Origin of the sequence: Candidatus Accumulibacter sp. ACC007 (assembly GCF_907163205.1) — a bacterium.
GTDB lineage: Bacteria > Pseudomonadota > Gammaproteobacteria > Burkholderiales > Rhodocyclaceae > Accumulibacter > Accumulibacter regalis.
Genome location: NZ_CAJQUD010000006.1, coordinates 348,837 through 372,482 on the forward strand (window position 1 = coordinate 348,837; position 23,646 = coordinate 372,482).

The 23,646-nt window shown below is 64.7% G+C and carries 14 protein-coding genes; 10 read left to right on the top strand and 4 right to left on the bottom strand.

Going from position 1 to position 23,646, the window contains the following annotated elements:
* Positions 1–88: 88 nt before the first annotated feature.
* From QZ634_RS15445 to QZ634_RS15455, 3 genes are read left to right on the top strand one after another with little or no spacing between them, the layout of a single operon-like run.
* Positions 89–1,120: an efflux RND transporter periplasmic adaptor subunit gene (locus QZ634_RS15445; RefSeq protein ID WP_291989866.1), complete on the top strand. Its 1,032-nt coding sequence runs from the start codon at positions 89–91 to the stop codon at positions 1,118–1,120.
* Positions 1,121–1,124: 4 nt separating this feature from the next.
* Positions 1,125–4,349: an efflux RND transporter permease subunit gene (locus QZ634_RS15450; RefSeq protein WP_291989868.1), complete on the top strand. Its 3,225-nt coding sequence runs from the start codon at positions 1,125–1,127 to the stop codon at positions 4,347–4,349.
* The gene (locus QZ634_RS15455) at positions 4,346–4,573 is read left to right on the top strand and encodes a DUF2892 domain-containing protein (RefSeq protein ID WP_291989870.1); all 228 of its coding nucleotides are present in this window, start codon (positions 4,346–4,348) and stop codon (positions 4,571–4,573) included. The genes QZ634_RS15450 and QZ634_RS15455 overlap by 4 nt, the downstream gene beginning before the upstream one ends.
* Positions 4,574–4,643: 70 nt before the next feature.
* Here the strand turns inward: QZ634_RS15455 and QZ634_RS15460 are convergent, their stop codons facing one another.
* Positions 4,644–5,627, bottom strand: coding sequence for an MDR family oxidoreductase (locus QZ634_RS15460; RefSeq protein WP_291989872.1), 984 nt, complete (start codon positions 5,625–5,627; stop codon positions 4,644–4,646).
* Between the two features lie 55 nt (positions 5,628–5,682).
* A complete protein-coding gene (locus QZ634_RS15465) occupies positions 5,683–6,324 on the bottom strand; it encodes a TetR/AcrR family transcriptional regulator (protein WP_291989874.1) in 642 nt (213 codons plus the stop codon).
* 396 nt (positions 6,325–6,720) lie between these two features.
* Here QZ634_RS15465 and QZ634_RS15470 point away from each other — a divergent pair, with 396 nt between their 5' ends.
* A complete protein-coding gene (locus QZ634_RS15470) occupies positions 6,721–8,115 on the top strand; it encodes an HDOD domain-containing protein (RefSeq protein ID WP_291989876.1) in 1,395 nt (464 codons plus the stop codon).
* 62 nt (positions 8,116–8,177) lie between these two features.
* Here the strand turns inward: QZ634_RS15470 and QZ634_RS15475 are convergent, their stop codons facing one another.
* Both QZ634_RS15475 and glnE read right to left on the bottom strand, forming a co-directional pair.
* Entirely contained in the window at positions 8,178–8,543 is a 366-nt protein-coding gene (locus tag QZ634_RS15475; protein WP_291989878.1) for a translation initiation factor Sui1, read from the bottom strand.
* Between the two features lie 56 nt (positions 8,544–8,599).
* Positions 8,600–11,362: a bifunctional [glutamate--ammonia ligase]-adenylyl-L-tyrosine phosphorylase/[glutamate--ammonia-ligase] adenylyltransferase gene (gene glnE, locus QZ634_RS15480; protein WP_291989880.1), complete on the bottom strand. Its 2,763-nt coding sequence runs from the start codon at positions 11,360–11,362 to the stop codon at positions 8,600–8,602.
* A gap of 312 nt (positions 11,363–11,674) precedes the next feature.
* Between glnE and QZ634_RS15485 the strand changes: the two genes are divergently transcribed.
* From QZ634_RS15485 to QZ634_RS15510, 6 genes are all read left to right on the top strand, one after another.
* Positions 11,675–15,655 carry a YhdP family protein gene (locus tag QZ634_RS15485; RefSeq protein WP_291989882.1) on the top strand — a complete coding sequence of 1,327 codons (3,981 nt, stop codon included), beginning with the start codon at positions 11,675–11,677 and terminating at the stop codon, positions 15,653–15,655.
* Between the two features lie 40 nt (positions 15,656–15,695).
* The gene (locus QZ634_RS15490; RefSeq protein WP_291989883.1) at positions 15,696–16,544 is read left to right on the top strand and encodes a carbon-nitrogen hydrolase family protein; all 849 of its coding nucleotides are present in this window, start codon (positions 15,696–15,698) and stop codon (positions 16,542–16,544) included.
* Positions 16,545–16,594: 50 nt separating this feature from the next.
* Positions 16,595–18,046: a metalloprotease TldD gene (gene tldD, locus QZ634_RS15495; RefSeq protein WP_291989885.1), complete on the top strand. Its 1,452-nt coding sequence runs from the start codon at positions 16,595–16,597 to the stop codon at positions 18,044–18,046.
* Positions 18,047–18,189: 143 nt separating this feature from the next.
* The gene (locus QZ634_RS15500) at positions 18,190–19,830 is read left to right on the top strand and encodes a mechanosensitive ion channel domain-containing protein (protein ID WP_291989887.1); all 1,641 of its coding nucleotides are present in this window, start codon (positions 18,190–18,192) and stop codon (positions 19,828–19,830) included.
* A 140-nt stretch (positions 19,831–19,970) separates the two neighbouring features.
* Positions 19,971–21,986, top strand: coding sequence for a fused MFS/spermidine synthase (locus QZ634_RS15505; protein ID WP_291989889.1), 2,016 nt, complete (start codon positions 19,971–19,973; stop codon positions 21,984–21,986).
* A 169-nt stretch (positions 21,987–22,155) separates the two neighbouring features.
* The gene (locus QZ634_RS15510) at positions 22,156–23,526 is read left to right on the top strand and encodes an HD domain-containing protein (RefSeq protein ID WP_291989891.1); all 1,371 of its coding nucleotides are present in this window, start codon (positions 22,156–22,158) and stop codon (positions 23,524–23,526) included.
* Positions 23,527–23,646 lie beyond the last annotated feature (120 nt).

Consider the following 23,646-nt stretch of genomic DNA (forward strand, 5'->3'; position numbering starts at 1 on the left):
AGGCAAACGTCAAGGGGAAACGAACCTGAATACTCTCTAAGCGATACAGGCCTTGTCTGCGAATCTATATCAGTATATGCTTATATACATGATGAACGACCCCGCACCCCGAATCTTCTGGTGGCATGGACTGCTGGCCAGTGTGGCCGCCGCCGTTTCCCTTGCCGTGCACGCGGAAGCGTTGCCGTCAGTCGTTGTCGAGCCGCATGCGGTTGAGCTGACGTTGCCCGCCGAGGCCGTGGTCGAGGCGGTCACTCAGGCGACGCTGGCGGCGCAGGTCTCCGGTCGCGTCGTCGAAGTGCTGGTCGACGCCGGGCAGGTGGTCCGCAAAGGCGATCTCTTGATGAAGATCGACGCGCGCGAGGCCAACGAGGCTGCGGCTGCCGCGGCAGCCGTGTATGGCAATGCGCGCGCTCACTACGAGCGCACCCTGAGTCTGCGCCAGCAAGGCTTCGTCAGCCAGGCGGCGGTGGATAAGGCGAAAGCCGACCTGGACACCGCGCAGGCGGCGCGCGGGCAAAGCGCAGTGGGTGCCGGACACGCGACCGTACGGGCCCCGATCTCCGGAGTCGTCGCCGCGCGCCTGACCGAGCTCGGCGAGATGGCGGCGCCGGGAAGGCCGCTGTTGATCATCCACGATCCGAACGGCCTTCGCGTCGCCGCCAGCGTCCCGCAGTATCGGCTGGCGCAGATGCGCGCGGTAAAGCAGGCGCGCGTCGAATTCCCCGAACTTGGCAAGTGGGTGGATGCCGGCAGCGTCACCGTGCTGCCGACCGCTGACGCGGCGACGCATGTCTCGGCAGTGCGTGTCGGCCTGCCCGCTGCTGGCAACGACCTCATCGAAATCGTCCCCGGCATGCACGCGCGGGTGCACTTCGTCATCGGCCAGGCGACCAAGCTCACCGTGCCGCAGGCCTCAGTCGTGCGCCGCGGCGCGGTGGCTGCGGTTTACGTCCAGAATCAGGACGGCGCACTGTCCTTGCGTCAGCTGCGTCTTGGCGAAGGCGTCGGCGTCGGCGAGGTCGAAGTGCTGGCTGGTCTACACGCCGGTGAGCGCGTCGTCCTCGACCCAGTGAAAGCGGCCATCGTGCTGAAGTCGGCGAAGCGGCCGGGTGAGTAGCACGATGGGTGCCTCCGGCCGCATTGCACGCTACTTCGTCAGCTCGCAGATGACGCCCTTGCTGGCGCTGGTCGCTCTGCTGATGGGCATCTTCGCCACCCTGGTGACGCCGCGTGAGGAGGAGCCGCAGATCGATGTCACCATGGCCGACGTGTTCATCGCCTTCCCCGGTGCGTCGGTACAAGATGTCGAGAACCTGGTGGCCACGCCGGCCGAACAGGTCCTGTCGCGCATGTCCGGCGTCGAACACGTGTACTCGATGTCGCAGCCGGGGATGGCGGTGGTCACCGTGCAGTTCGAAGTTGGCGTCAAGTACAACGATGCCGTCGTGCGTCTGTACGATAGCGTGCATTCCAATCGCGACTGGCTGTCGCCGAATCTCGGCGTCCTCGAACCGGTGGTCAAGCCGCGCGGCATCGACGACGTGCCGATCGTCTCGCTGACCTTCTGGACCGCCGATCCTGCGCGCTCGGCTTTCGAGCTGCAGCAGGTGGCGCGCGCTGCCGAAGTCGACTTCAAGCGGGTCAAGGGAACACGCGACGTGTCCACGCTTGGCGGCCCGAATCATGTTCTGCGCGTGTCGATGGACAGCGAGCGCATGAACGCCTTTGCGGTGACGGCACAGGATATTGCCGCCGCCTTGCGGCTCGGTAACGCCCGCCAGACGTCGGGAAACCTGGTCGCCGGCAACCGCGAGGTCCTCGTCGAGACGGGCAGCTATCTCGAATCGGCCGCCGACGTCAGGCAACTGGTCGTCGCCGTTCGTGGCAGCGCTGGCGAGCGCAAGCCGGTTTTCATCAGCGACGTCGCCGACGTCGAGGAAGGACCTGATCAGCCGCGCCAGTACGTCTGGTTCGGCAACCGCGACGGCGAATTTCCGGCGGTCACCGTACAGGTCTCGAAGAAGCCCGGAGTCAATGCTGCCGACGTTGCCAGCGCGGTCATTGCCCGCGCCGAATCACTCAAGGGCACCTTGATCCCGGCTGGCATCGAGGTCACGACGACGCGCAATTACGGCCAGACGGCAACCGACAAGGCACAGAAGCTGATCGGCAAGCTGGTCTTCGCCACCGCTTTCGTGGTTCTGCTGGTCTTCTTCGCCCTCGGCCGACGCGAAGCGCTGATCGTCGGTGTTGCGGTCAGCCTGACCCTCGCCGCGACGCTCTTTGCCTCCTGGGCCTGGGGATTCACGCTCAACCGCGTTTCGCTCTTCGCGCTGATCTTCTCGATCGGCATTCTCGTCGATGACGCCATCGTCGTCGTCGAGAACATTCACCGTTGGCAGGCACTGCAGCCGGGCAAGCCGCTGCTCGAAATCATCCCGCTGGCCGTCGACGAGGTCGGCGGCCCGACGATACTGGCCACTTTCACGGTCATCGCCGCGCTGCTGCCGATGGCTTTCGTCACCGGCCTGATGGGGCCGTACATGAGCCCGATCCCGATCAACTCGTCGCTCGGCATGTTCATTTCGCTGGCCGTCGCCTTTGTCGTCACGCCGTGGCTGGCCGCCCGGCTGCTGGCGAAGACTCCGCACGCGGTTGCCGATGGTGTGTCGCACGGGGTGGGCGATTCGCCAAGCCAAAGCCGGCTCGACCGCCTGTTTCGCCGCCTGCTGACGCCGTTTCTCGATGCGCGGAAAGGTGGCGCGGCGCGCCGCTGGCTGCTCCTCGTGATCGTGTTGCTGATCGCCGGTTCGGTGGCCCTGGCAGCGGTGCAGCTGGTCGTGCTGAAGATGTTGCCCTTCGACAACAAGAGCGAATTTCAGGTGGTGCTCGACATGCCGGTGGGCACGCCGCTCGAGGAAACAGCGCGCGTGTTGCACGAGCTCGGCGCCGCCATCGGCAAAGTGCCGGAAGTGAGCAACTACCAGGCCTACGCCGGTACCGCCAGCCCGATTAACTTCAATGGGCTGGTGCGTCAATACTACCTGCGCGCCGCACCCGAACTCGGCGATCTGCAGGTCAACCTGGTCGACCACCAGCAGCGCGCACGCAAGAGTCACGAGATCGCCATCTCGGTGCGCGAGGCGATCGAAGCGATCGGCAAGCGCGCCGGCGGCAACGCCAAGGTCGTCGAAGTGCCGCCGGGGCCGCCGGTGCTTTCGCCGATCGTCGCCGAGGTCTATGGTCCGGACTACCGCGGGCAGAGGGCGGTGGCCAAGGAAGTACGCAAGGTCCTCGAAGCGACGCCGGATCTGGTGGCCATCGACGACTCGGTCAATGCCGGCGGCCAGCGCAGTGTCCTGCACGTTCTGCAGAACAAGGCTGCGCTGCTCGGCGTCGCGCAAAGCGACATCGTCGAGGTCACCCGCATGGCCATCGCCGGCAACGACGTCACGCCGGTGCACAATACCGGTTCGAAGTACGAAATCCCGGTTCGTCTGACGCTGCCGGCCGAGCAGCAGAGCACGCTCGACGCGCTGCTCAAGCTGCGCGTGCGCTCGCGCGACGGGCAGCTGGTGCCGGTTTCCGAACTCGTCGAAGTGCGCGAGCTGGGTCGCGAGCAGGCGATATACCACAAGAACCTGCTGCCAGTGGTCTACGTCGTTGCCGATATGGGCGGCAAGCTCGATTCGCCGCTCTACGGCATGTTCGCCGCGCGCAGCGAGATCGTCGGGCGCGCGCTGGACGGGGTAGATCACGCCGCCGGCACGCTCGACGAGTGGTTCATCACGCAGCCGACCGCGCCGGACGCCTCGTACAGCATCAAATGGGACGGCGAGTGGCAGGTGACCTACGAGACTTTCCGCGACATGGGCATCGCCTACGGCGTCGGCCTGATCCTGATCTACCTGCTGGTCGTCGCGCACTTCAAGAGCTACCTGGTGCCCCTGATCATCATGGCGCCGATCCCCCTGACCATCATTGGCGTCATGCCGGGGCACGCCTTGCTCGGCAGCCAATATACCGCCACATCGATGATCGGCATGATCGCCCTGGCCGGGATCATCGTGCGCAACTCGATCCTGCTGGTCGATTTCATTCGTCAGCAGATCGGCGAGGGAATGGAACTGCGCGAAGCCATAATCCAGTCCGCCGCGGTGCGCGCCAAACCGATCGCGCTGACCGGGCTGGCAGCGATGCTCGGCGCAATGTTCATTCTCGACGACCCGATCTTCAACGGGCTGGCGATCAGCCTGATCTTCGGCATCTTCGTCTCCACCCTGCTCACGCTGGTGGTGATCCCGGTGTTGTACTACGCAGCCTTCAGAAAGGAGAACCAGATATGACCACCGATCGTGCCGTGCACATCATGGCCGGCAGCTTCATCCTCATCTCGCTCGCCCTGGGCGTCGAAGCCAGCCCGCTCTTCGTTTCCGGGCACTTCCTGTGGCTGACCACCTTCGTCGGCGCCAACCTCCTCCAGAGCGGCTTCACCCGCTTCTGCCCGGCCGAGAGTCTCATGGTCAAGCTCGGCATGAAGCGGCTCGACGAAGCATCCTGCGGTCGCTGAAGCGCGCGCCGCCGCCGCCGGGAGCGACGACTGCTGCTCGTTCGCGCCCGGCCAAGCCTGCCGCTGTGCTCTACCGACTGACGTCTACCACCACCCGACCGCGCACCTTGCCTGCGAGCAGTTCGGCGCCGACGGCAACCGCTTCTGAAAGCGGAATTTCACGCGTGATGGCGTCCAGCTTGGCGATTTCGAGATCGCGACCGAGGCGTTCCCAGGCTTCCTGGCGGACGGTCAGCTGGGCCATCACGCTGTCGATTCCGTAGAGCGTGACACCGCGCAGGATGAAAGGGGCCACCGTCGCCGGGAAATCCATTCCCCCGGCCAGGCCGCAGGCTGCCACGGCGCCGCGGTACTTGGTCGTTGCGCAGGCGTTGGCCAGGGTATGGCTGCCGACGGTGTCGATCACCCCCGCCCAGCGTTCCTTGCCGATCGGCTTGCCCGGCGCCGAGAGTTCGCTGCGTTCGACGATCGAACTGGCGCCCAGGGACTTGAGGTGCTCGGCTTCGCCGGGGCGGCCGGTCGAGGCAGCCACCTGATAGCCGAGCTTGGCGAGCACGGCGATGGCCACGCTGCCGACACCACCGTTGGCGCCGGTCACCAGAATTTCGCCGTCGGCAGGCTTGATCCCGTGCTTCTCGAGAGCGAGGACGCAGAGCATCGCGGTATAGCCGGCGGTGCCGATGGCCATCGCCTGCCGCGCGCTGAAACTTGCCGGCAGCGCTACCAGCCATTCACCCTTGACGCGGGCCTTCGCGGCGAGGCCGCCGCAGTGCGTTTCGCCGACGCCCCAACCGTTGAGAACGACACGGTCGCCGACCTTCCAGGCCGGATTCGAAGTCTCGATCACGGTGCCGGCAAAGTCGATTCCCGGGACCATCGGAAAGCGGCGAACCACCGGCGACTTGCCGGTCAGGGCCAGACCGTCCTTGTAGTTGAGCGTCGACCACTCGACCTGGACGGTGGTGTCGGCGTCCGGCAGCACGGCGTCGTCGATGTCCTGCAGCTGCGCCCGGTAAACGCCGTCGTCTTTGGTAATCAGGATTCCCTTGAACATCGTCTTTCTCCTTGGTGGTGAAAATTGGACCAGAAAACTATACGTGCAAAAAATATCAGCGGCGTGGCAGGGCCGCCAGGAAGAGCTTGAAGAATGCGCGCATCGGCTCCGTCGAGCGCGTCAGCCTGGCGCGCAGTATGGCTCCTTCCCAGCCAACCCAGAAAGCGTGCGCCAGTGCCGGACAGTCGGCGTCTGCCGTCAGTTCGCCGCAGCTTGCTGCGCCGGACAGGCACGCCGCTAGGGCTCGCTCCCAGTCGCAAAGAACCGCTTCCAGGCGAAGGCGCAAACTTTCGTCGAGTGCGCTGACTTCCTGGCCCAGATTGCCGACCAGGCAGCCGCGGCTGAAGGCATGTCTCTCGACGCCGCGACAGGCGTCATCGACAAACGCTGCCAGTCGTGTCAGCGGTGTCAGGAGTGGGTTGTCAAAATGTTGCTTGAGCTTGCGTGCAAAGTACTCGGCATAGGCGTCGAGGGTCACAGCCACAAAAGCATCCTTGCTCTCGAAGTAGTGATAGAAGGAGCCCTTCGGCACGTCGATCGATTTCAGGACATCGTCGAGAGCAGTTGCACTGACGCCCTGGGTGGTGAGGATTTCAAGCCCGCGGCGAATCAGCAAGGCGCGGGTGTCAGCGTAATCAAGACCGTTGCGGGCCGGGCGACCGCGCGGACGGCGAGGGAGTGAGCGAGCGGTTTCCATTGGCAGCCATATTGGACTGTCTGTCTAGAATGGTCAAGAAGCTCGTCGCCAAACTCCTCCCGAGTTGGGCTGGTGGCGTGTCGATTCGGGTCGGCCCGGCGCCTCCTGAGGCGAACGGCGCGGCGGGACTTGCTGGGCAGGCGTCGCAGAGCGAAGTCGGAAAGCTTCGACGTGCTAGAATCGCCGGGCGTTGGCAGTCGCCCTGTCGTTGGCTTGCGCTGCGGATGCACGTGGAATCAAGAAATGCGCAATGGATGCGCTCGCAAGCGACGTCGGCTCGGGGTGGAGCGGTCAACGATGGCAAAACGGCGGCGGCCCACCGGGAACTCCGCCAGCAGCTACGGCTGGCGCGCGAATGCCCGGGCAGAATGCGATCAGTGCTGAGGGGGAGTGCCTGTGTTTAAGACTGTCCTGCGCTGGCTGGGTCTTGTCCCGCCTGCTCCTGCTCCTGCTCCGGCTTCCGTGTCGGACACCGCTACCCAGCAGCTCGACGCGCTGGCTCCCCTCCGGTCGGCGGGAAGGCCGGAGGCAGCCGACAAAACGCTGCGCGTCACGTCCTTTGTCTGCCGCGAGGAGCTGCTCGATCGCAACGAACAGATAGCCGGCTACGAGTTCGCTCTTGGGCGCAACCTGCAATCGGCGATGCTGGAGAAAAGCGCGAAGCTGCGTCAGGTCCATGACGAAGCCCTGCTGCACAACCTGTCGCCGCTGGCGGTTTCTTCGCTTCTCGGCAATCGCTTTGCCTTCATTCGCTTGTCATCGGCGTCGCTGAGCAGCCTTCTCCTGCCCACCTTCGCCAATCGCAATGTGATCATCATGATTACCCCAGCGACCGCGGTGGAGGCTGATCTCGCTGCGGTGCGAACGGCGCTTCGACGCTTGCAGGACCTTGGCGTCAGGCACGGCTGGTCGCTCGATCGGCCGCTTCCCGGGATGGCCGATCTTGTCGAGCAGGCGACCCTCGTCGAGATCGACACCACGGCTTTCGACGGCATCCAGTTGAAGAAGATGTGCGTCGACCTGCACGCCAGCAAGGCCAAACCGAGAGTCATTGCCGGCAGGATCCAGACCGCCGACGACTTCAGTCTCTGCTATCAGAGCGGTTTTGACTATTTCATGGGGCCCTTCGTTTGCAGCCGTGAGAACTGGCATCCGCCGAAAAGCGAAGTCAACCGGCTGCTGGTTTTCGAAGTCCTGAACATGATTCGTTCGGGGGCCGATTTTGCCGACATCGCCGATCGGCTGCGCAACGACCCGATCCTGACCTACAAGCTCCTGCGCTACATCAATTCGCCGGGTATCGGCATGCTCAGGAGTATCGACAAGATTCCGCAAGCGCTGCTGATTCTGGGTCGGGACCAGTTCTCTCGCTGGCTTTCGCTGCTGCTCTTCGATCTGAATCAGCCGGGTTACGTCGGACGCGTCCTGAACGAGAATGCGCTGACCCGCGCGCGCTTCATGGAAAGGCTGGCCGGACGCGGCGAGTTGCCGAAGGACGCCGACAAACTGTTCATGATCGGGCTGTTTTCCCTGCTCGATGTCATGATGAAACAGCCGCTGGCCGAGATTCTGAAGCAGGTTTCGCTGCCCGATGACGTCGTATCTGCGCTGCAGGGCGAGCCGGGCGCGATGCGCGATGCGCTGGCCCTGGCCATCGCCGTCGAATCGAAATCGCCCGAGGAGATCGCCGCCGCCGCGCTCGTGTGTGCGCTCGACGCAAGGCAGGTCGCGGCGCTGATGCTGGAGGCGCTGGACTGGGCGCAGAACGTCGTCGGTGCCGCCAGGCAATGACCGCCGCCTCCGGTTGAGCTGCCAGCTCCTTGGCTGCGGCGGCTGTCTGGCGCGAGCGCATTTCAGCCGCCCGCCCGCTTGGCTGCGAACCCCTCCTTTCTGAGGTGCTCGAGCAGACGGTCGCAATGATCCCCCTGCACTTCGACGACGCCGTCCTTGACCGTGCCACCGGCTCCGCAGGCGGCCTTCAGGCGTTTCGCCAGCGCCGCGAGATCACCGGCATCGAGCATCAGCCCACGTACCAGGGTGACTGTCTTGCCGCCTCGCCCCTTGCTTTCGCGGCTGACGCGCACGCCGCCGTCACCCTGGCCAGGCGATGGCGCCTGCGTCGCGGCGCAGACGCAGCCGGCTAGCGGTCTGCGGCAAGACGGGCACATGCGGCCGGCGTCGGTGGAGTAGACCAGCCCTCCGGCGGCAGGTTTACGCATGCCTGCGCTGGCGCTGCTGTTCAGTGCCAGCGCAGCGGCTCACCCGCCGCGCCTGCTCACGACGCATCGAAGACCCGCTGCCACAGTGCGCTGACCGCTTCGATCTGACGCCTCACCGAAGCACGCTCGACGCGCGCCCGGCGGTCCGCGTTCAGCCGCAGAACGTGCTGCAAGCGGCGAAGCTCGCGATACGCGTCACGCGCCGGGTCGGCCAGTTCGACCGGGATCAGGCCCAGCTCGGCAGCGATCCCGAGCAGGGCGATATTGCCCAGGTTGCCGCATAGTTCGGCATGCGCGTGTGCGTGCCCGAGGATCAGGTACTGGACGATGAACTCGGCGTCGATCAGGCCGCCACGGTCGTGCTTGATATCGAAGTCTTCCTTGCTGCGTGAGCCGTGCTCGTCGAACATGCGCTGGCGCATCGACAGCACGTCTTCCCTGAGCCTGGCCAGATCGCGCGGCTGGCGCAGGATTTCGATGCGCAGCGCTTCGAACTGCTGTCCGACCGCTGGGTCACCGGCGCAAAAGCGGGCTCGGGTCAGCGCCTGATGCTCCCAGGCCCAGGCGTTCTTCAACTGATAGTCGCGGAAAGCGCTGATCGGCGACACCAGCATTCCCGAATCACCGTTCGGGCGCAGCCGCAGATCGACCTCGAAGAGCATGCCGGCCGAGGTACGGCTCGACATCCAGGTGCTCATCCGCTGGCCCAGGCGCGCGTAGACTTCGCCCGCGCCGTCCGCGGGGTCGTCGTGCAGATAGATCAGGTCGAGATCCGAGGCGAAGCCGAGCTCCTTGCCGCCGAGCTTGCCGTAGGCAATGACCGCGAAACGCGGCGCCTGCTCGGGATGGGGATGGCGATCGCGCAAGCGCCGCCAGCACAGATCCATCGTCGTCTGAACCAGGATGTCGGCAAGCTGGCTGAGTCGGTCGGCCAGGTGTTCAACGGTGTGCAGGCCGGCGATATCCTGCGCCAGGAAGTGCAGGACCTGCGCGTGGTGCACCTCGCGCAGGATGTCCATCTCGCGCTCGGTATCGTCGCGATGCTGGGCCAGTCGCAGCTGCAGTTCGTCGCGAAACTCCTGCCAGTCGGTCTTCACGTCAAAGATTTGCGAGTCCAGCAACTCGTCGAGCAGGATTGGGTGCCGGTTCAGGTAGTCGGCGGCCCAGGACGAGCTGCCGATCAGTTCGGCGAGGTGGCTCAGCGCTTGCGGGTACTGTTGCAGGAGCGCCAGATAGGCGCCTCGGCGGCTGATCGTCTCGAGAAAGTCGAGGCCGCGCTGCCAGGTCGCGTCGGGGTTGCTGGTGGCCGCCGCCGCTTCGATCAGGCGCGGCCCGAGAGCGTCGAGGCGCTCGCGGTTGGGCGCCGGCAGCTGCACGTAGCGACTACTTTGCCGGAAACCGTGCAGTCGTTCGAGAATTGCTTTCGGCTGGCGGAAGCCGAGGCTGGACAAACGTTCGAGCCCATCGTCGCCGGCGACGACTTCTTCCCAGATGCCGAGAAGCGGGTGGGTGCCTTCCTCCGGTTCGGAAAAGACGGCTTCGAAACAGCGGGAAACGATTGCCCGATGCTCGTCGAGAACGGCGAGGAACGCGCTCCAGTCGGCAAAGCTCAGCGAGCTGGCGATTTGCTGACGCTCCTCTTCGGTTCCCGGCAGGCGGTGCGTCTGGGCGTCGTTGACGTATTGCAGGCGGTGTTCGAGGCGGCGCAGGAAAGCGTAGGCAGCGGCGAGTTCGTGTTCGTTGTCGGCGGGCAGCAGGCGGCGTTCGGCAAGCAGCGCCAAGACCTCGAGCGTTGGTTTTATTTGCAGGACGGGATCGCGGCCACCACGGATCAACTGGAAGACCTGGGCGATGAACTCGATCTCGCGGATGCCACCCGGGCCCAGCTTGATGTGCTCGGCCATTTCCTTGCGCGCCACCTCGCGGCGAATCTGCGCGTGCAGATCGCGCATGGCATTGATGGCGCCAAAGTCGAGATACTTGCGAAAAACGAAAGGGCGACAGATGTTCTGTAGCGCGCTCACCCACTGCGGCTGCAGATTCTCGCCGTGGTTCAAGACCCTGGCCTTGATCCAGGCGTAGCGTTCCCACTCGCGGCCTTGCGCGATCAGGTAGTGTTCGAGTGAGTCCAGCGAGCAGACCAGCGGTCCGGAATCGCCGTTCGGGCGCAAGCGCATGTCGACCCGGAAAACCCGGCCATCCTCGGTGAGCTCGCCGAGAGTGCCGATCAGGCGCTTGCCGAGGCGCTGGAAGAAGTCGTAGTTGTCGATTCGGCGGCCTTCGCCGGCGGTCTGCCCATCCTCCGGATAGATGAAGATGTAATCGACGTCGGACGAGACGTTGAGCTCGCGTCCGCCGAGCTTGCCCATGCCGATGACCAGCAGCCGTTGTGCTTGCCCGTGACTGTCGAGCGGCTCGCCAAACTGCTCGCAGAGCTGCCGATGATGGAAATCGAGGGCCCGATTGGTGCTGATTTCGGCGAGCACGGTCATGCTTTCGACGACTTCGGCGAGCGTCGCCAGACCGCCGATGTCGCGCACCACCAGCGCCGCCATTACCCGCTGACGGAGGCCGCGCAGGGCACTTTTCAGCGGGCCATCGCCAGTCGTTGCAGGCGTACCACTCGCCGCAGCGCCGTTGAGGAAGTCGTTCATCTGCTCGACGCCGAGCGCCTGCGCTGCGTGCACCTCCAGCCAGGCAGCAATTTCGGGGCGGGCGGCGAGTAGATTGCGCAGGTAATGACTGTGCTTCTGCGCTGCCTGCAGCGCGCTTGTCAATGGTGCCGGGCACGTGCTGGAGGGTTCTATCGTCGGATCCATGATGTTCTCGGTAAATGGAGTGTTGCGCGGGGTCGCTGTGCCTGGTGCCGGGGAGCAGGGGCAAAGCCGTTACAATGCTGGCTTGAAGCTGAAAACAGCAGTCGCTCGCCGCCAACCTGGCTGCCATTTTTGTTCCTGGACATCACCATGCGCATGCACAGCAGCGCTGCCCCGCGCCCATCCGGTCAATCGCCCGAAGCATCCTGCGTCCGCGCTGCAGCGCGGACTTCCCTCGCCGTTGTCTAGCTCTCCCGACATTCTAGTGATGCCCAGCGGCTATTGGCAAAACTCCGTACGCGACGATCAGGCCTGATGCGCCAGGACGAATTGCGCCCAGCGCTCTATCATCGCCTTCATTTGCTGATGCCGCTGCTCTCGCATCCGGCAACGGGCCGCATCTGGCGGCTTCTGGTACGCGTTTTCTGGCTCGTCTATTTTGGTTTCGTGCTGCTGATTCTGGCGCTGCGCTACCTGATCTTGCCGAACATCGAAGCCTACCGAGTCGACATCGAGGCGCAGGTCAGCCAGGCGATCGGCCTTTCGGTCAGCGTCGGACAAATTGCGGCCAGCTGGGATGGCATCCATCCCGATCTGCTGCTCTCCGATGTGATTATCGCCGATAGCAAGGGACAGCCGGCACTTGCCTTGCCACGGGTTCATGGCGTCCTTTCCTGGTCTTCGCTACCGCGCCTGGCGCTGCGTCTGCGCTTGCTGCAGATCGACGAGCCGACCCTGCATCTGCGTCGGGATAGCGACGGACGCTTTTTTGTCGCCGGGATCGCACTCGCCGATGCCGGAGGCGACAACGCGGTAGGTGACTGGATACTGGCGCAAAAGGAAGTTCGCATCCGCGGCGCGACGGTCGTCTGGGAGGACGCCAAGCGCCAGGCGCCGCCGCTGATTCTCGAAGCCGTCAATTTTGCGCTCGACAACGACGGTCACCGCCACCGCCTCGCTCTGACTGCCTTGCCGCCGCCCGCGCTGGCAGCCGCGATCGACCTGCGTGGGGATTTTCGGGGCAAGCATCTCGGCGAGCTCGAGGCCTGGAATGGCCAGGCCTTCGTCCAGATCGACTACGCCGACCTCGCCGTCTGGCGTACCTGGATCGACTACCCGATCGTGCTCCAGCATGGCCGCGGCGCAATGCGCGCCTGGGCCGGCTTCGCCGAAGGCAAGCTCGAAGCGCTGACGGCCGATCTGGCGCTCGACGACGTCAATCTGCGCCTGGCGAACGACCTGCCAGCGCTCGAGCTGGAACAGCTCTCCGGCCGTATCGCTGCGCGTCTATCGGCGACCGGGATGAGCGTCGACGGGTCTCGCGTGGAGTTGCTCACCCAGGAGCGCAAAGGCAAGGGCGCCCGGGAGGAGGAGTTCATCCGCCTCGCACCGACCGACTTCCACGTCGACTGGCAGCGCGCCCCAGATGGCGGCGCGTTGCGCGGCAGGCTTACTGCCAGCGTCCTCGAACTGACTGCTCTCGCCAGCCTGGCCGGCTACCTGCCGCTGGACGCCGGATCGCGGCAGCTGCTCGCCGACTATGCGCCGCGTGGCCGCATCAGCCAACTGCGTGCGGCCTGGGTCGGTGACGCCGAACGACTGCACAGCTATTCGCTGAAAGCTCATTTTGACGAGCTGGCCGTGCGCGCCAAGGATTCGTTTCCAGGGTTTTCCGGGCTATCCGGAGTTCTTGATGCCAGTGAGCAGGGCGGCAGCGCGACCTTGCGTTCGGGGAACGCGGACATCGATCTGCCCAGCGTCCTGCCGGACTCGTCAATGCGCCTGGGCAAGCTGAACGCACAGGCGCGCTGGAAGATTCACCAGGGTGTGCTCGAGGCCGAGTTGCTGCGCGCAGAATTCTCCGGGCCGGACGCGACCGGTTCGGCAAAGGGAACTTACCGCTACCGCGGCGATGGGCCGGGCAGCATCGACCTCAGCGCTGCACTCACCCGCGCCGACGCGCGTGCCGTCTGGCGGTACCTGCCGCTGGCGCTGAATCGCGACGCTCGCCACTGGGTTCGCGACGCACTGAAGGCGGGAAGTGCCAGTGAGGCCAAGCTGGTCCTCAAGGGCAATCTGGCCAACTTCCCGTTTGTCGACCGCACCCAGGGCCAGTTTCTGGTGACCGTCAAGGCGCAGGGCGTGACGCTCGACTATGGCAGCGCTTGGCCAGAGATTACCGGCCTCGACGCGGATCTGCGCTTCGCGGGCAATGGCATGCTGGTCGACGTACGCCGCGGCGCCATCCTCGGCGCCAGCCTGTCGCAGACGCGTGCCGAAATTCCAGATTTCGACGCGCCGGTGTCGACCTTGAAAGTGGAGGGGCGCGCCGATGGGGATACGGCGCAGTTCCTCAAGTTCATCGTCGACAGCCCGGTCGCCGAGCGCATCGACCATTTTTCCGATGCCATGCGCGCCAGCGGCAAGGGGCGTCTCGATATCGGGCTGGTGATTCCTCTTGAAGAGGTGCGCCTCGGCGAGTCGAAGATCGATGGGGAATACGTCTTCCTGGGCAACGAAGTCAGCGTCGATCCGGCCCTGCCGCCCTTGCACGAGGTCAATGGTCGCCTGCAGTTCACCGCCCACGATCTGCGCATTCCCGAGATCAAGGCGAAACTGGCGGGTGGCCCGGTGAAGATCAAGGGCGGTGCGGACAACGGCAAGGTGCGGGTTGACGTCGATGGGAGCGTCGACGTCAACGGATTGCGTGGACTGGCCAGCTGGCCACTGCTCGCCCAGCTCTCCGGAAGCGCTGCTTACAATGCCCAGATCCAGGTCAGGAAGCGCAATGTCGAACTGGTGCTCGAGTCGGATCTGCTCGATATCGCGTCGACGCTGCCGGCTCCCTTCGCCAAGAGTCGTGGCGAGCCGATGCGCCTGCATCTCGACAATAGCGTCCTGCCACCAGTACAGGCCGGCAAAGCGCTACCTATCGTGCGTGAGCAGCTGCGCGTGGCGCTCGGCAGCGTGCTCAACCTGCACCTGATCCACCGCCAACAGGACGGCCGGCATTCGCTCGAACGTGCGGCGATCGCCATCGGCAGGCCGATGAAGGTGCTGCCGGAACGGGGCATCAACGTCGGGATCAGCACCCAGCTGCTCGATATTGACACCTGGCGCAAGGTCCTCGCCGGCCCCGGAAAGGATACGCCGGTCGTCGAGCCGGGGGTGGGCGTTGACGCGGCTTCCGAGGGCGCATCGGCTGGCGGCCTGCCGATCTTGGTCGAGCTTAAAGCGGGCCAGGTGGTCGTTTCGGGTTGGCGCTACAGCGACGTCACGCTGGCGCTTTCCGGCGAGCATCCGCGCTGGGTTGCCAGCCTGCTGTCGCGCGAAGCGACGGGTGCCCTGCAATGGGACGGTGCGGGTACCGGCAAGCTGAGCGCGCGTCTGAAAAAATGGCAGCTGCCGGGCAAGGACGAGCGGTCGATCGAACCCGTTCAGTCGGGCGATGCCCTGCAGAAGTTGCCGGCGCTCGATATCGTGGTGGACGAATTCGAGGTTGGCGTTCGCCGCTTCGGTCGCCTCGACGTGCAGGCCCATAACGATGGCGGTATCTGGCGGCTCGATAAAGTCGAGCTCCTCAACCCGGTCGCGAAGTTTTCGGCCAGCGGCCAGTGGCAGGTCGCCAACGGCAATCGCACCCAGCTCGATTTCGCCCTCGACAGCAGCGACGTCGGCAAGCTGCTCGATCGCCTTGGCTATCCTGGCAGCGTGCGTGCCGGTAGCACGCGCATGAAAGGGAAACTTGGCTGGAACGGGCCCCCGGAGGGGCTCGACTACGCGACGCTCAGCGGCGACTTGCAGCTGGAGGCACGCAAAGGCGAGTTCCTCAAGCTTGACCCTGGCGCTGCCGGCAAACTCCTTGGCCTGATCAGCCTGCAGGGCTTGCCGCGCCGCTTCACGCTTGATTTCGGCGATGTCTTCAGCGAAGGTTTCGCTTTCGACACCATCAGCGGCAAGATGACCGTGAAAGACGGATTGATGAGCACCGACCAGCTGCAGATCGATGGCCCGGCGGCGCGCGTCCTGATGCGTGGCGAAACCGACCTGAAGAAGGAAACGCAGCGCCTGAATGTCAGCGTTCAGCCGGAGTTGAGTAGTAGCGCCGCCCTGGGGGTGGCGGTGATCAACCCGCTTGCCGGCATGGCCGCGCTGTTGGCGAACAAGTTTCTGCAGAATCCCTTGAACAAGATGTTCAGTTTCGAGTACCTGGTTACCGGCAAGTGGGATGATCCGAAAGTCGAGAGAATCACCGCCACACCGACGCCAGCAACGCCAGCAAACTCCACGCAGTGAGCGGATTTCGCCCTCCCCAACCAACTCTTCGGAGCACGCCATGAACCCAGCCAGCCAGGCGCCCGCAGACGACCGGCAGCAGGCCGCGTCCAGCCTGTGTGTCGCGGCAGTACAGATGGTGTCAACGCCGCGGGTCGACGAGAACCTGCGCACGGCGGCGGCGCGTATCGCCGAGGCCGTCGCGCTGGGCGCCGAGCTGGTCGCCCTGCCCGAGTACTTCGCGATCATGGGCATGAGCGATAGCGACAAGGTCAGCGTACGCGAGCACGACGGCAGCGGACCGATCCAGGATTTCCTCGCCGCCAGCGCGCGCCAGCACGGCATCTGGCTGATCGGCGGCTCCTTGCCCTTGTCTGCCGATAGCCCGGACAAGGTGCTCAACTCCAGCGTCGCGTACAATCCACACGGTCAGCGGGTGGCGCGCTACGACAAGATCCATCTCTTCGGTTTCCGGCAGGGTGCCGAGGCCTACGACGAAAGCGTGACCATCCAGGCCGGCAGGCAGCCGGTCGCCTTCGCCACGCCTTTTGGCCGCGTCGGTTTGTCGATCTGCTACGACCTCAGGTTCCCGGAGCTTTATCGCGCGCTTGGGGTCACAGAGCTACTGGTCGTTCCGGCGGCCTTCACCGAAACCACCGGGCGGGCGCACTGGGAGATTTTGCTACGCGCCCGGGCGATCGAGAATCAGTGCTACGTGCTGGCTGTTGCGCAAGGTGGCCGGCACGAGAACGGCCGCGAGACGCACGGCAACAGCATGCTGATCGACCCCTGGGGCGAGATCCTCGATCGCAAGCTGAAAGGGCCGGGAGTCGTCGTCGGCACGCTCGAACGTGACCGCCTGGACTCGGTCCGCGCCAACCTGCCGGCGCTCAAACACCGCGTGATGTAGTCATGCAGGCCGCCGAGCGACACGCCAACCGCAGCATTAACGGAAATCCGATGAACGCCAAACAACCCACGCTTCTCGTGCAGGCCCAGAAAACCCTGCTCACCCCCTACGGTCTTGACGTCGCCGACCTGAACAAGGTTTTTGGCCAGATCATGTCGCACCAGGTCGACTACGCCGACCTCTATTTCCAGTACAGCCGCTCCGAGGCCTGGAGTCTGGAAGAAGGAATCGTCAAGTCGGGCAGTTTCAGCATCGACGAAGGCGTCGGCGTACGTGCCATGGCCGGCGAGAAAACCGCTTTTGCCTACTCGGACGACATCAGCTCGCAGGCGCTCAGTGACGCTGCCGCGACGGTGCGTGCGATTGCCGCCGTCGGCGAGCAGCAAGGCGTTCCGGCGCTGAAGAAAGGCCGCGCGCCGCGCGCCCTTTACGTGCCGCACGACCCTCTGGCGTCGCTCGACGCGGCGAGCAAGGTCAAGCTGCTCGAACGGCTGGAAGCGCTGGCGCGCGCCGAGGACAGCCGCGTGACGCAGGTGATGGCGCATCTCGCGGGCGAATACGAGGTGATTCTCGTCGCCGGCAGCGATGGTCGGCTCGCCGCCGACATCCGGCCGCTAGTGAGGGTGTCGCTGACGGTCATCGTCGACGAGCGCGGTCAGCGCGAACAGGGTTCCGCCGGAGGCGGTGGGCGAACCGACTACAGCTGCTTTACAGACGATGTATTGCACGGCTACGCGCGTGAAGCGGTCCATCAGGCGGTGACCAACCTCGTCGCCCAGCCGGCGCCGGCCGGCACGATGTCGGTCGTCCTCGGTCCCGGATGGCCCGGCATCCTGCTCCACGAAGCCGTTGGTCATGGCCTTGAAGGCGACTTCAATCGCAAGGGCAGCTCGACCTTTGCCGGCCGTATCGGCGGCCGGGTGGCGTCGAAAGGCGTCACCGTGATCGACGACGGTACGCTTCCCGACCGCCGCGGATCGCTGACCATCGACGATGAAGGCAATCCGACGCAGCGCACGGTGCTCATCGAAGACGGCATTCTCAAGGGCTACATACAGGACAGCCTCAACGCGCGCCTGAGCGGCGTCGCGCCGACCGGCAACGGCCGTCGCGAATCCTTCGCGCACCTGCCCTTGCCGCGCATGACCAACACCACCATGCTGAACGGTGACAAGAGCCCCGAAGAGATCATCAAGTCGGTCAAGAAGGGGATCTACGCGGTCAACTTCGGCGGCGGCCAGGTCGATATCACCAACGGCAAGTTCGTTTTCTCGATGTCCGAAGCCTATCTGATCGAGAACGGAAAAATTGGCCGTCCGGTAAAAGGCGCAACCCTGATCGGCAGCGGCCCGGACGCCATGAACCAGGTGTCGATGATCGGCAACGACATGTGTCTCGACCCCGGTGTCGGCACCTGCGGCAAGGAAGGGCAGAGCGTACCGGTGGGCGTCGGCCAACCGACCCTGCGCATCGACGGATTGACCGTCGGCGGCACGGCGTAGGCGGCGAAAGGGCAGTCCCGGGCAGATCAGGGCCGGGTTGCCCGCCCCCTTCCGGATGGCCTGACAAGGTATTTCCGTAGTCATAACAGCGTCTTCCAGTCGTATAATCGCAGCCTCCCCATGCTGCTGACTGGAGTTCCCCCATGACATCCACCCGTGCCTTCTCGAAGCTCGCCGCGGCGCTGTCATTCTTCCTGCTGGCCTGCTGGCCCTTCCTGGCCGGAGCGGCAGTGCTCGCTTCGGCCGCGGAGCAGGTGCAAGCGGGGGAGGCGATCCTGCTCCATAATTTCCGGCCGATCGTCACCTTTCGGGCGACCCTCCTCGGCGCCCCGCCGGTCGCACGCGCACGCAAATCCGAGCAGCGCATCAACCAGCTGACGCCGGCCCAGATGGTGCAAGAGATTAGTTTGACGCCTTTCAGCTTTGATGGTGGGCGTGGCATCACCCTGACCAATAACGACAATATTCTCTTTGCCCTGGTCGACGGAGACCTGGACCCGCAGGAAAAACTCACTCTGGAGCAGGCCGCCGAGCGCGCGCGCGAGGCACTCAGCGCTGCACTGCTGGCGGACGCCACGCAGCGTCGCCCCGAAGTCCTGCTGAAGGGAGTTGGCTTGTCTGCGGCGGCAACGGTGATCGCCTTTGCGTTGCTCTGGTTGATCGCTCGTGCGACGCGGCTGCTGGTCGGCCGTCTGCAACGAATCATCGAAGAGGAAGATGCTGGTAGCAAGTTGCGCTGGGCACGGCACGGCTGGTTGCTCGTGCAGCGCATATCGCAGCTGTTCATGGGTTTTCTATGGTTGAGCGTCGCCTATCTCTGGTTGACCTACGTGCTGGCGCGCTTTCCGCTCACCGAGCCTCTCGGTGAGCGCCTCGGCGACTTCCTTCTCGACCTGTTGGAGACCATCGGCACGAGTTTCATCGGCGCCATGCCATCGCTGACCACGGTGGTGGTCATCCTGTTCATGACCAAGGCCGCCAACGACGCTATCGGCAACTTCTTCCAGGCTGCCAAGGACGGCCGGGTGCATGCACCCGGCCTGCACTCGGATACGGTCAGCGCCACTCACCGGTTGGTGACGGTCATCGTCTGGGGGCTTGGCATCGCCATCGCCTACCCCTTCATTCCGATGTCCAACAGCGACGCTTTCAAGGGCTTGTCGGTGATGCTCGGCTTCATGTTTACGCTCGGTTCTGCCGGCATCGTCAACCAGTTGATGAGTGGACTGGTGCTGGTCTATGCCCGCGCGCTGTCGGTCGGCGACTTCGTCGAGATCGGCGACAACGCCGGCGTGGTCAGCCAGGTCGGCGTGCTGTCCACCAAAATCATCAATATGCGCAACGAAGAGATCACCATTCCCAACGCGGTGCTGGTCGGCAACCCGATCCGCAACTTTTCCCGGCTTGCCGGTGAGCGCGGCACGCTGGTGTCGACCAAGGTGACCATCGGCTACGATACGCCGTGGCGGCAGGTGCACGCGATGCTCATCGCCGCCGCCAAGCAGACGCCCGGCTTGCGATCTGTTCCGACGCCCTTTGTCTATCAGAAGGGGCTGGCCGACTGGTACGTCGAATACGAGCTCTTCGCGCACATGGACAAGCCGCTCGAGCGGGTACCGGTCCTGTCTGCCTTGCACGCCAATATCCAGGATCAATTCAACACCTACGGCGTGCAGATCATGTCGCCACATTTCAACGCGCAGCCCGCCAACAATCTGGTCGTTCCGCCCGAGGCCTGGCACGCCGCACCCGCGACGCCGGATAGCGGCAGCGGAAAGCCCTGATCACCCCGCCGGCTGGCAGCGAAGCGGGGAAACCCGCCGACCTTTCCGATCGGTACGCCTGGCGCCGCGGCAGGGCGTGCGAGGCGCACCGGCCCCGCCGCTGGTGCCGACGCTCTACCGTATTCCCTTAGGATGTCCTGATGCTCAGCTTCGCGATCACCGTTTTCCTGTCGGCCTTTCTGCTCTTCCAGATCCAGCCGATCATTGCCAAGATGATTCTGCCGTGGTTCGGCGGTTCGTCTTCGGTGTGGAGCACCTGCCTGGTTTTCTTCCAGGCCGAACTGCTGCTCGGCTATCTGTACGTCCATCTGCTGCATGAGTCGCTTTCGCCGCGACGGCAGAATGTCGTCCACTGCGTCCTCTTGCTGCTCAGTCTGGCGACGCTGCCGGTCATTGCCGACCCGGCGTTGAAGGACGTCGCTTTCGCCAACCCGACGTGGAACGTGCTGGTGGTGCTCGCTGCGGCGGTGGGTATGCCCTATCTGCTGCTGTCGACCACCGGTCCGCTGATGCAGGCCTGGTATGCACGCAGCTTTGCCAGTGCCATGCCCTATCGCCTGTACGCGCTGTCGAACCTGGCGTCGATGATCGCGCTGCTCAGTTACCCGGTTCTCGTCGAACCATATTTTCGGGTGCACGATCAGGCCATGGCCTGGTCGGCCGCGTACGCCCTGTTCGTCGTCGCCTGCCTGGGCAGCGCCTGGCAGTCGTGGAAGGGCGTGTCCAGCGAGCGCGAGGTGCTGAAGGTGAGCAGCGAGCCGGTACCACGACCGCCCCTTGGCGAGTGTCTGCTCTGGATCGGCCTGGCGATGACCGCGTCGCTGCTGCTGCTGGCGATGACCCGCCACCTGACGCAGGACGTCGCGCCGGTGCCCTTCCTGTGGGTCGTGCCGCTGAGCATCTATCTGCTCAGTTTCATTCTCTGCTTCGATGCCCCGCGTTACTACTATCGACCGGGATTTCTGGTCGCGCTGCCGATTGCCTTCGTGGTTCTTGACCGCGTGCTCGATGGTGGCGGCATGGAGGTGCCGCTGCTGGTCACCTTGATGTGCCTGTCGCTGTTCGTCTTCTGCATGGTCTGTCACGGCGAGCTGGTCAGGCGCCGGCCACCGGTTCGCCATCTGACCCTGTTCTACCTGATGCTGTCAATTGGCGGCGCGCTCGGCGGCACCTTCGTCGGTCTGTTGGCGCCGGCGATCTTCAATGCCTATTTCGAACTGCCGATCGGGCTCTTTCTCTGCGCCCTGCTGGTGACCATCGTTCTCTGGCGTGAGCTGCGACTGATCCGGCGCGTCCTGCTCGTCGTGGCGCTGCTGGCCTACGCTTACCGGCTCGGTGGCATCGCCATCGATTACGTCCAGAACTACCGCGTCGTGGTGCGCAACTTCTATGGCCAGTTGCGCGTCGACGACGTCGACGAGGAAGCGCTCGGCATCAAGCGCCGGATCCTGCACGGGCGCATCAATCACGGCGAGCAGTATCTTGCCGCCGAGCACCGCCGGCAGCCGACCGCGTACTACTGCGAGAGCTCTGGAGTCGGTCAGGCGCTGCGTGCCATCGCCGGCAAGAAGCCACTCAAGATCGGCATCCTCGGCCTCGGCGCCGGTACGCTTGCCACCTATGGCCGCAGTGGCGACGAAATGCGCATGTACGAAATCAACGAGCAGGTGCTCGATCTCGCGCGCAACGAGTTCAGCTACCTCGGCGATAGCAAGGCGACGATCGTTCCGGTGCTCGGCGACGGCCGCCTGATGCTCGAACGCGAGCCCGCCCAGAATTTCGACCTGCTGGCCATCGACGCTTTTTCCGGAGATTCGATTCCCACCCACCTGTTGACCCTCGAGGCGATGCAGGCCTACCGGCGCCACCTGACGAGCGACGGCGTGCTGGCCGTGCATATCACCAACCGCTACCTCGACCTGCGGCCGGTGATCGCTGCCGCCGCCGAGCAGCTCGGCGTCAGCGCGCTGATCTTCGACCTCGATCCCGCCGCAGGCGACCGCTTCTGCCGTCATTCGGTATGGGTGCTGCTGCTCCCCGCCGAGCGCGCCGCGCAACTGTCGAAGGCCTTCCACGGCGGTGAAAAACTCGTTCCACGCCCCGCTTTTCCCGTATGGACCGACAGCTTCTCCAATCTGCTCGGTATTCTGCAGTAGCGATTGCCGACGGTTGCCGCTCAACCCCCTTCCCGCCTGCCCCGCGCGTCTCCGCCTCGCGGGGAGGGGTTGGCGGAGATGAGCTGGCGGCCAGGGGGCGTTCGCCGCGCTGGCCTACACGCGAGCCCGTTGGCGGCGGGCATTGCCAATCCCCATTCCAGGTGAGCACATGTCCGAACTGATCCAGCGCGCCAAGAATTTCGCGACCTCTGCCCACCAGCGCATTGGCCATCGCCGCAAGTACAGCGATCAACCGTACCAGGTACATCTGGAATCGGTGGCGCGCATGGTGGCGTCGGTGAGCGATGACGCCGAAATGATCGCCGCTGCGTGGTTGCACGACGTCGTCGAGGATACGCCGGCGACGCTCGGCGATGTCGAGCGCGAGTTCGGCCCGGCGGTTGCCGCGCTGGTCCAGGATCTCACCGACGTCAGCCGACCGAGCGACGGCAACCGCGCCATCCGCAAGGAGACCGATCGCCAGCATACGGCACACGCCTCGCCGCGTGCCAAGACCATCAAGCTGGCCGACCTGATCGACAACTGCCAGGACATCACCGGCCACGACGCCCGCTTCGCCAGGGTTTACCTGAGCGAAATGAATGCGCTCCTGGCCGTCCTGGGCGAAGGCAATGCCCGCCTGTTGAACAAAGCCCGGGCACTGCACGGCGAGTGTCAGGAAAAGCTGTCGCAGCGTGCCGGCGCGGAAGCGAGCCCGTCCACCATCGGCCTGGCGGCGCTCTTTCCCCAGGTGGCAAACTCGCCGCTCCTGCGCCGCTTTCGTGAGGTGTTTACCGCCGGCGACATTGCCGAACCCCTGCTCTCCTTCGACACCGACGCGCCCGAGCGCGACAGCGCAAGAATCATGAAGGCGCGGCACCTGCAGATTGCCGGTATCCGCGTCGATGGCGTCGTCCAGGCCTATGTGCGCCTGGTGGACATCGCCGCCGGCGATGTCGGCGATGGCGACCGAGGGGGCGCTGCTCCGAGCGGACGGCAGTTGCAGCACATCGCGGCGGACCAGGTGCTGGCCATCAACGCCCCGCTGATGGATGTGGTCGGCATTCTGACCCGTCACGACCAGTGCTTTGTCTCCGTCTTCGATTCCGTCGTTGGCCTCATCGAGCGTGATGCGGTGAACAAGCCGCCAGTACGGATGTGGCTTTTCGGCGCCATCACGCTCTACGAAATGGGGCTGCTGACGCTGATCGAGAAGATCTATCCCGACGGAAGTTGGCAAGGCATCCTGCCTGCCGGGCGTCTGGAAAAGGCGCGCGAACTGCAACGTGAGCGACAGCGTCGCAATCAGCATTGCGAGTTGATCGAATGCCTGCAACTGGCCGATAAGGCGATGCTCACCCTCGAATACCCCCCGGCACGGGACGCCCTCGGCCTACCGTCGAAGCGGGCCGCCAAGGCGTTGATCAAGGATCTCGAATCGCTGCGCAATCATCTTGCCCATGCGCAGGACATCGTCTCGCACGACTGGGTACAGATCATTCGCCTCGCGCATCGCATGGCCGAGCTGAGCACGGCGTAGGCCGTGCCGGGCTCGGGCGAGCCGATCGTGGTGCGGGCCGACGCGCTGCGCTTTGAGCGGGTCACTTCCAGCTACACCCTGGCGCCGTTGACGATGATGGTTCTGTGGTGGTGCGAAGCG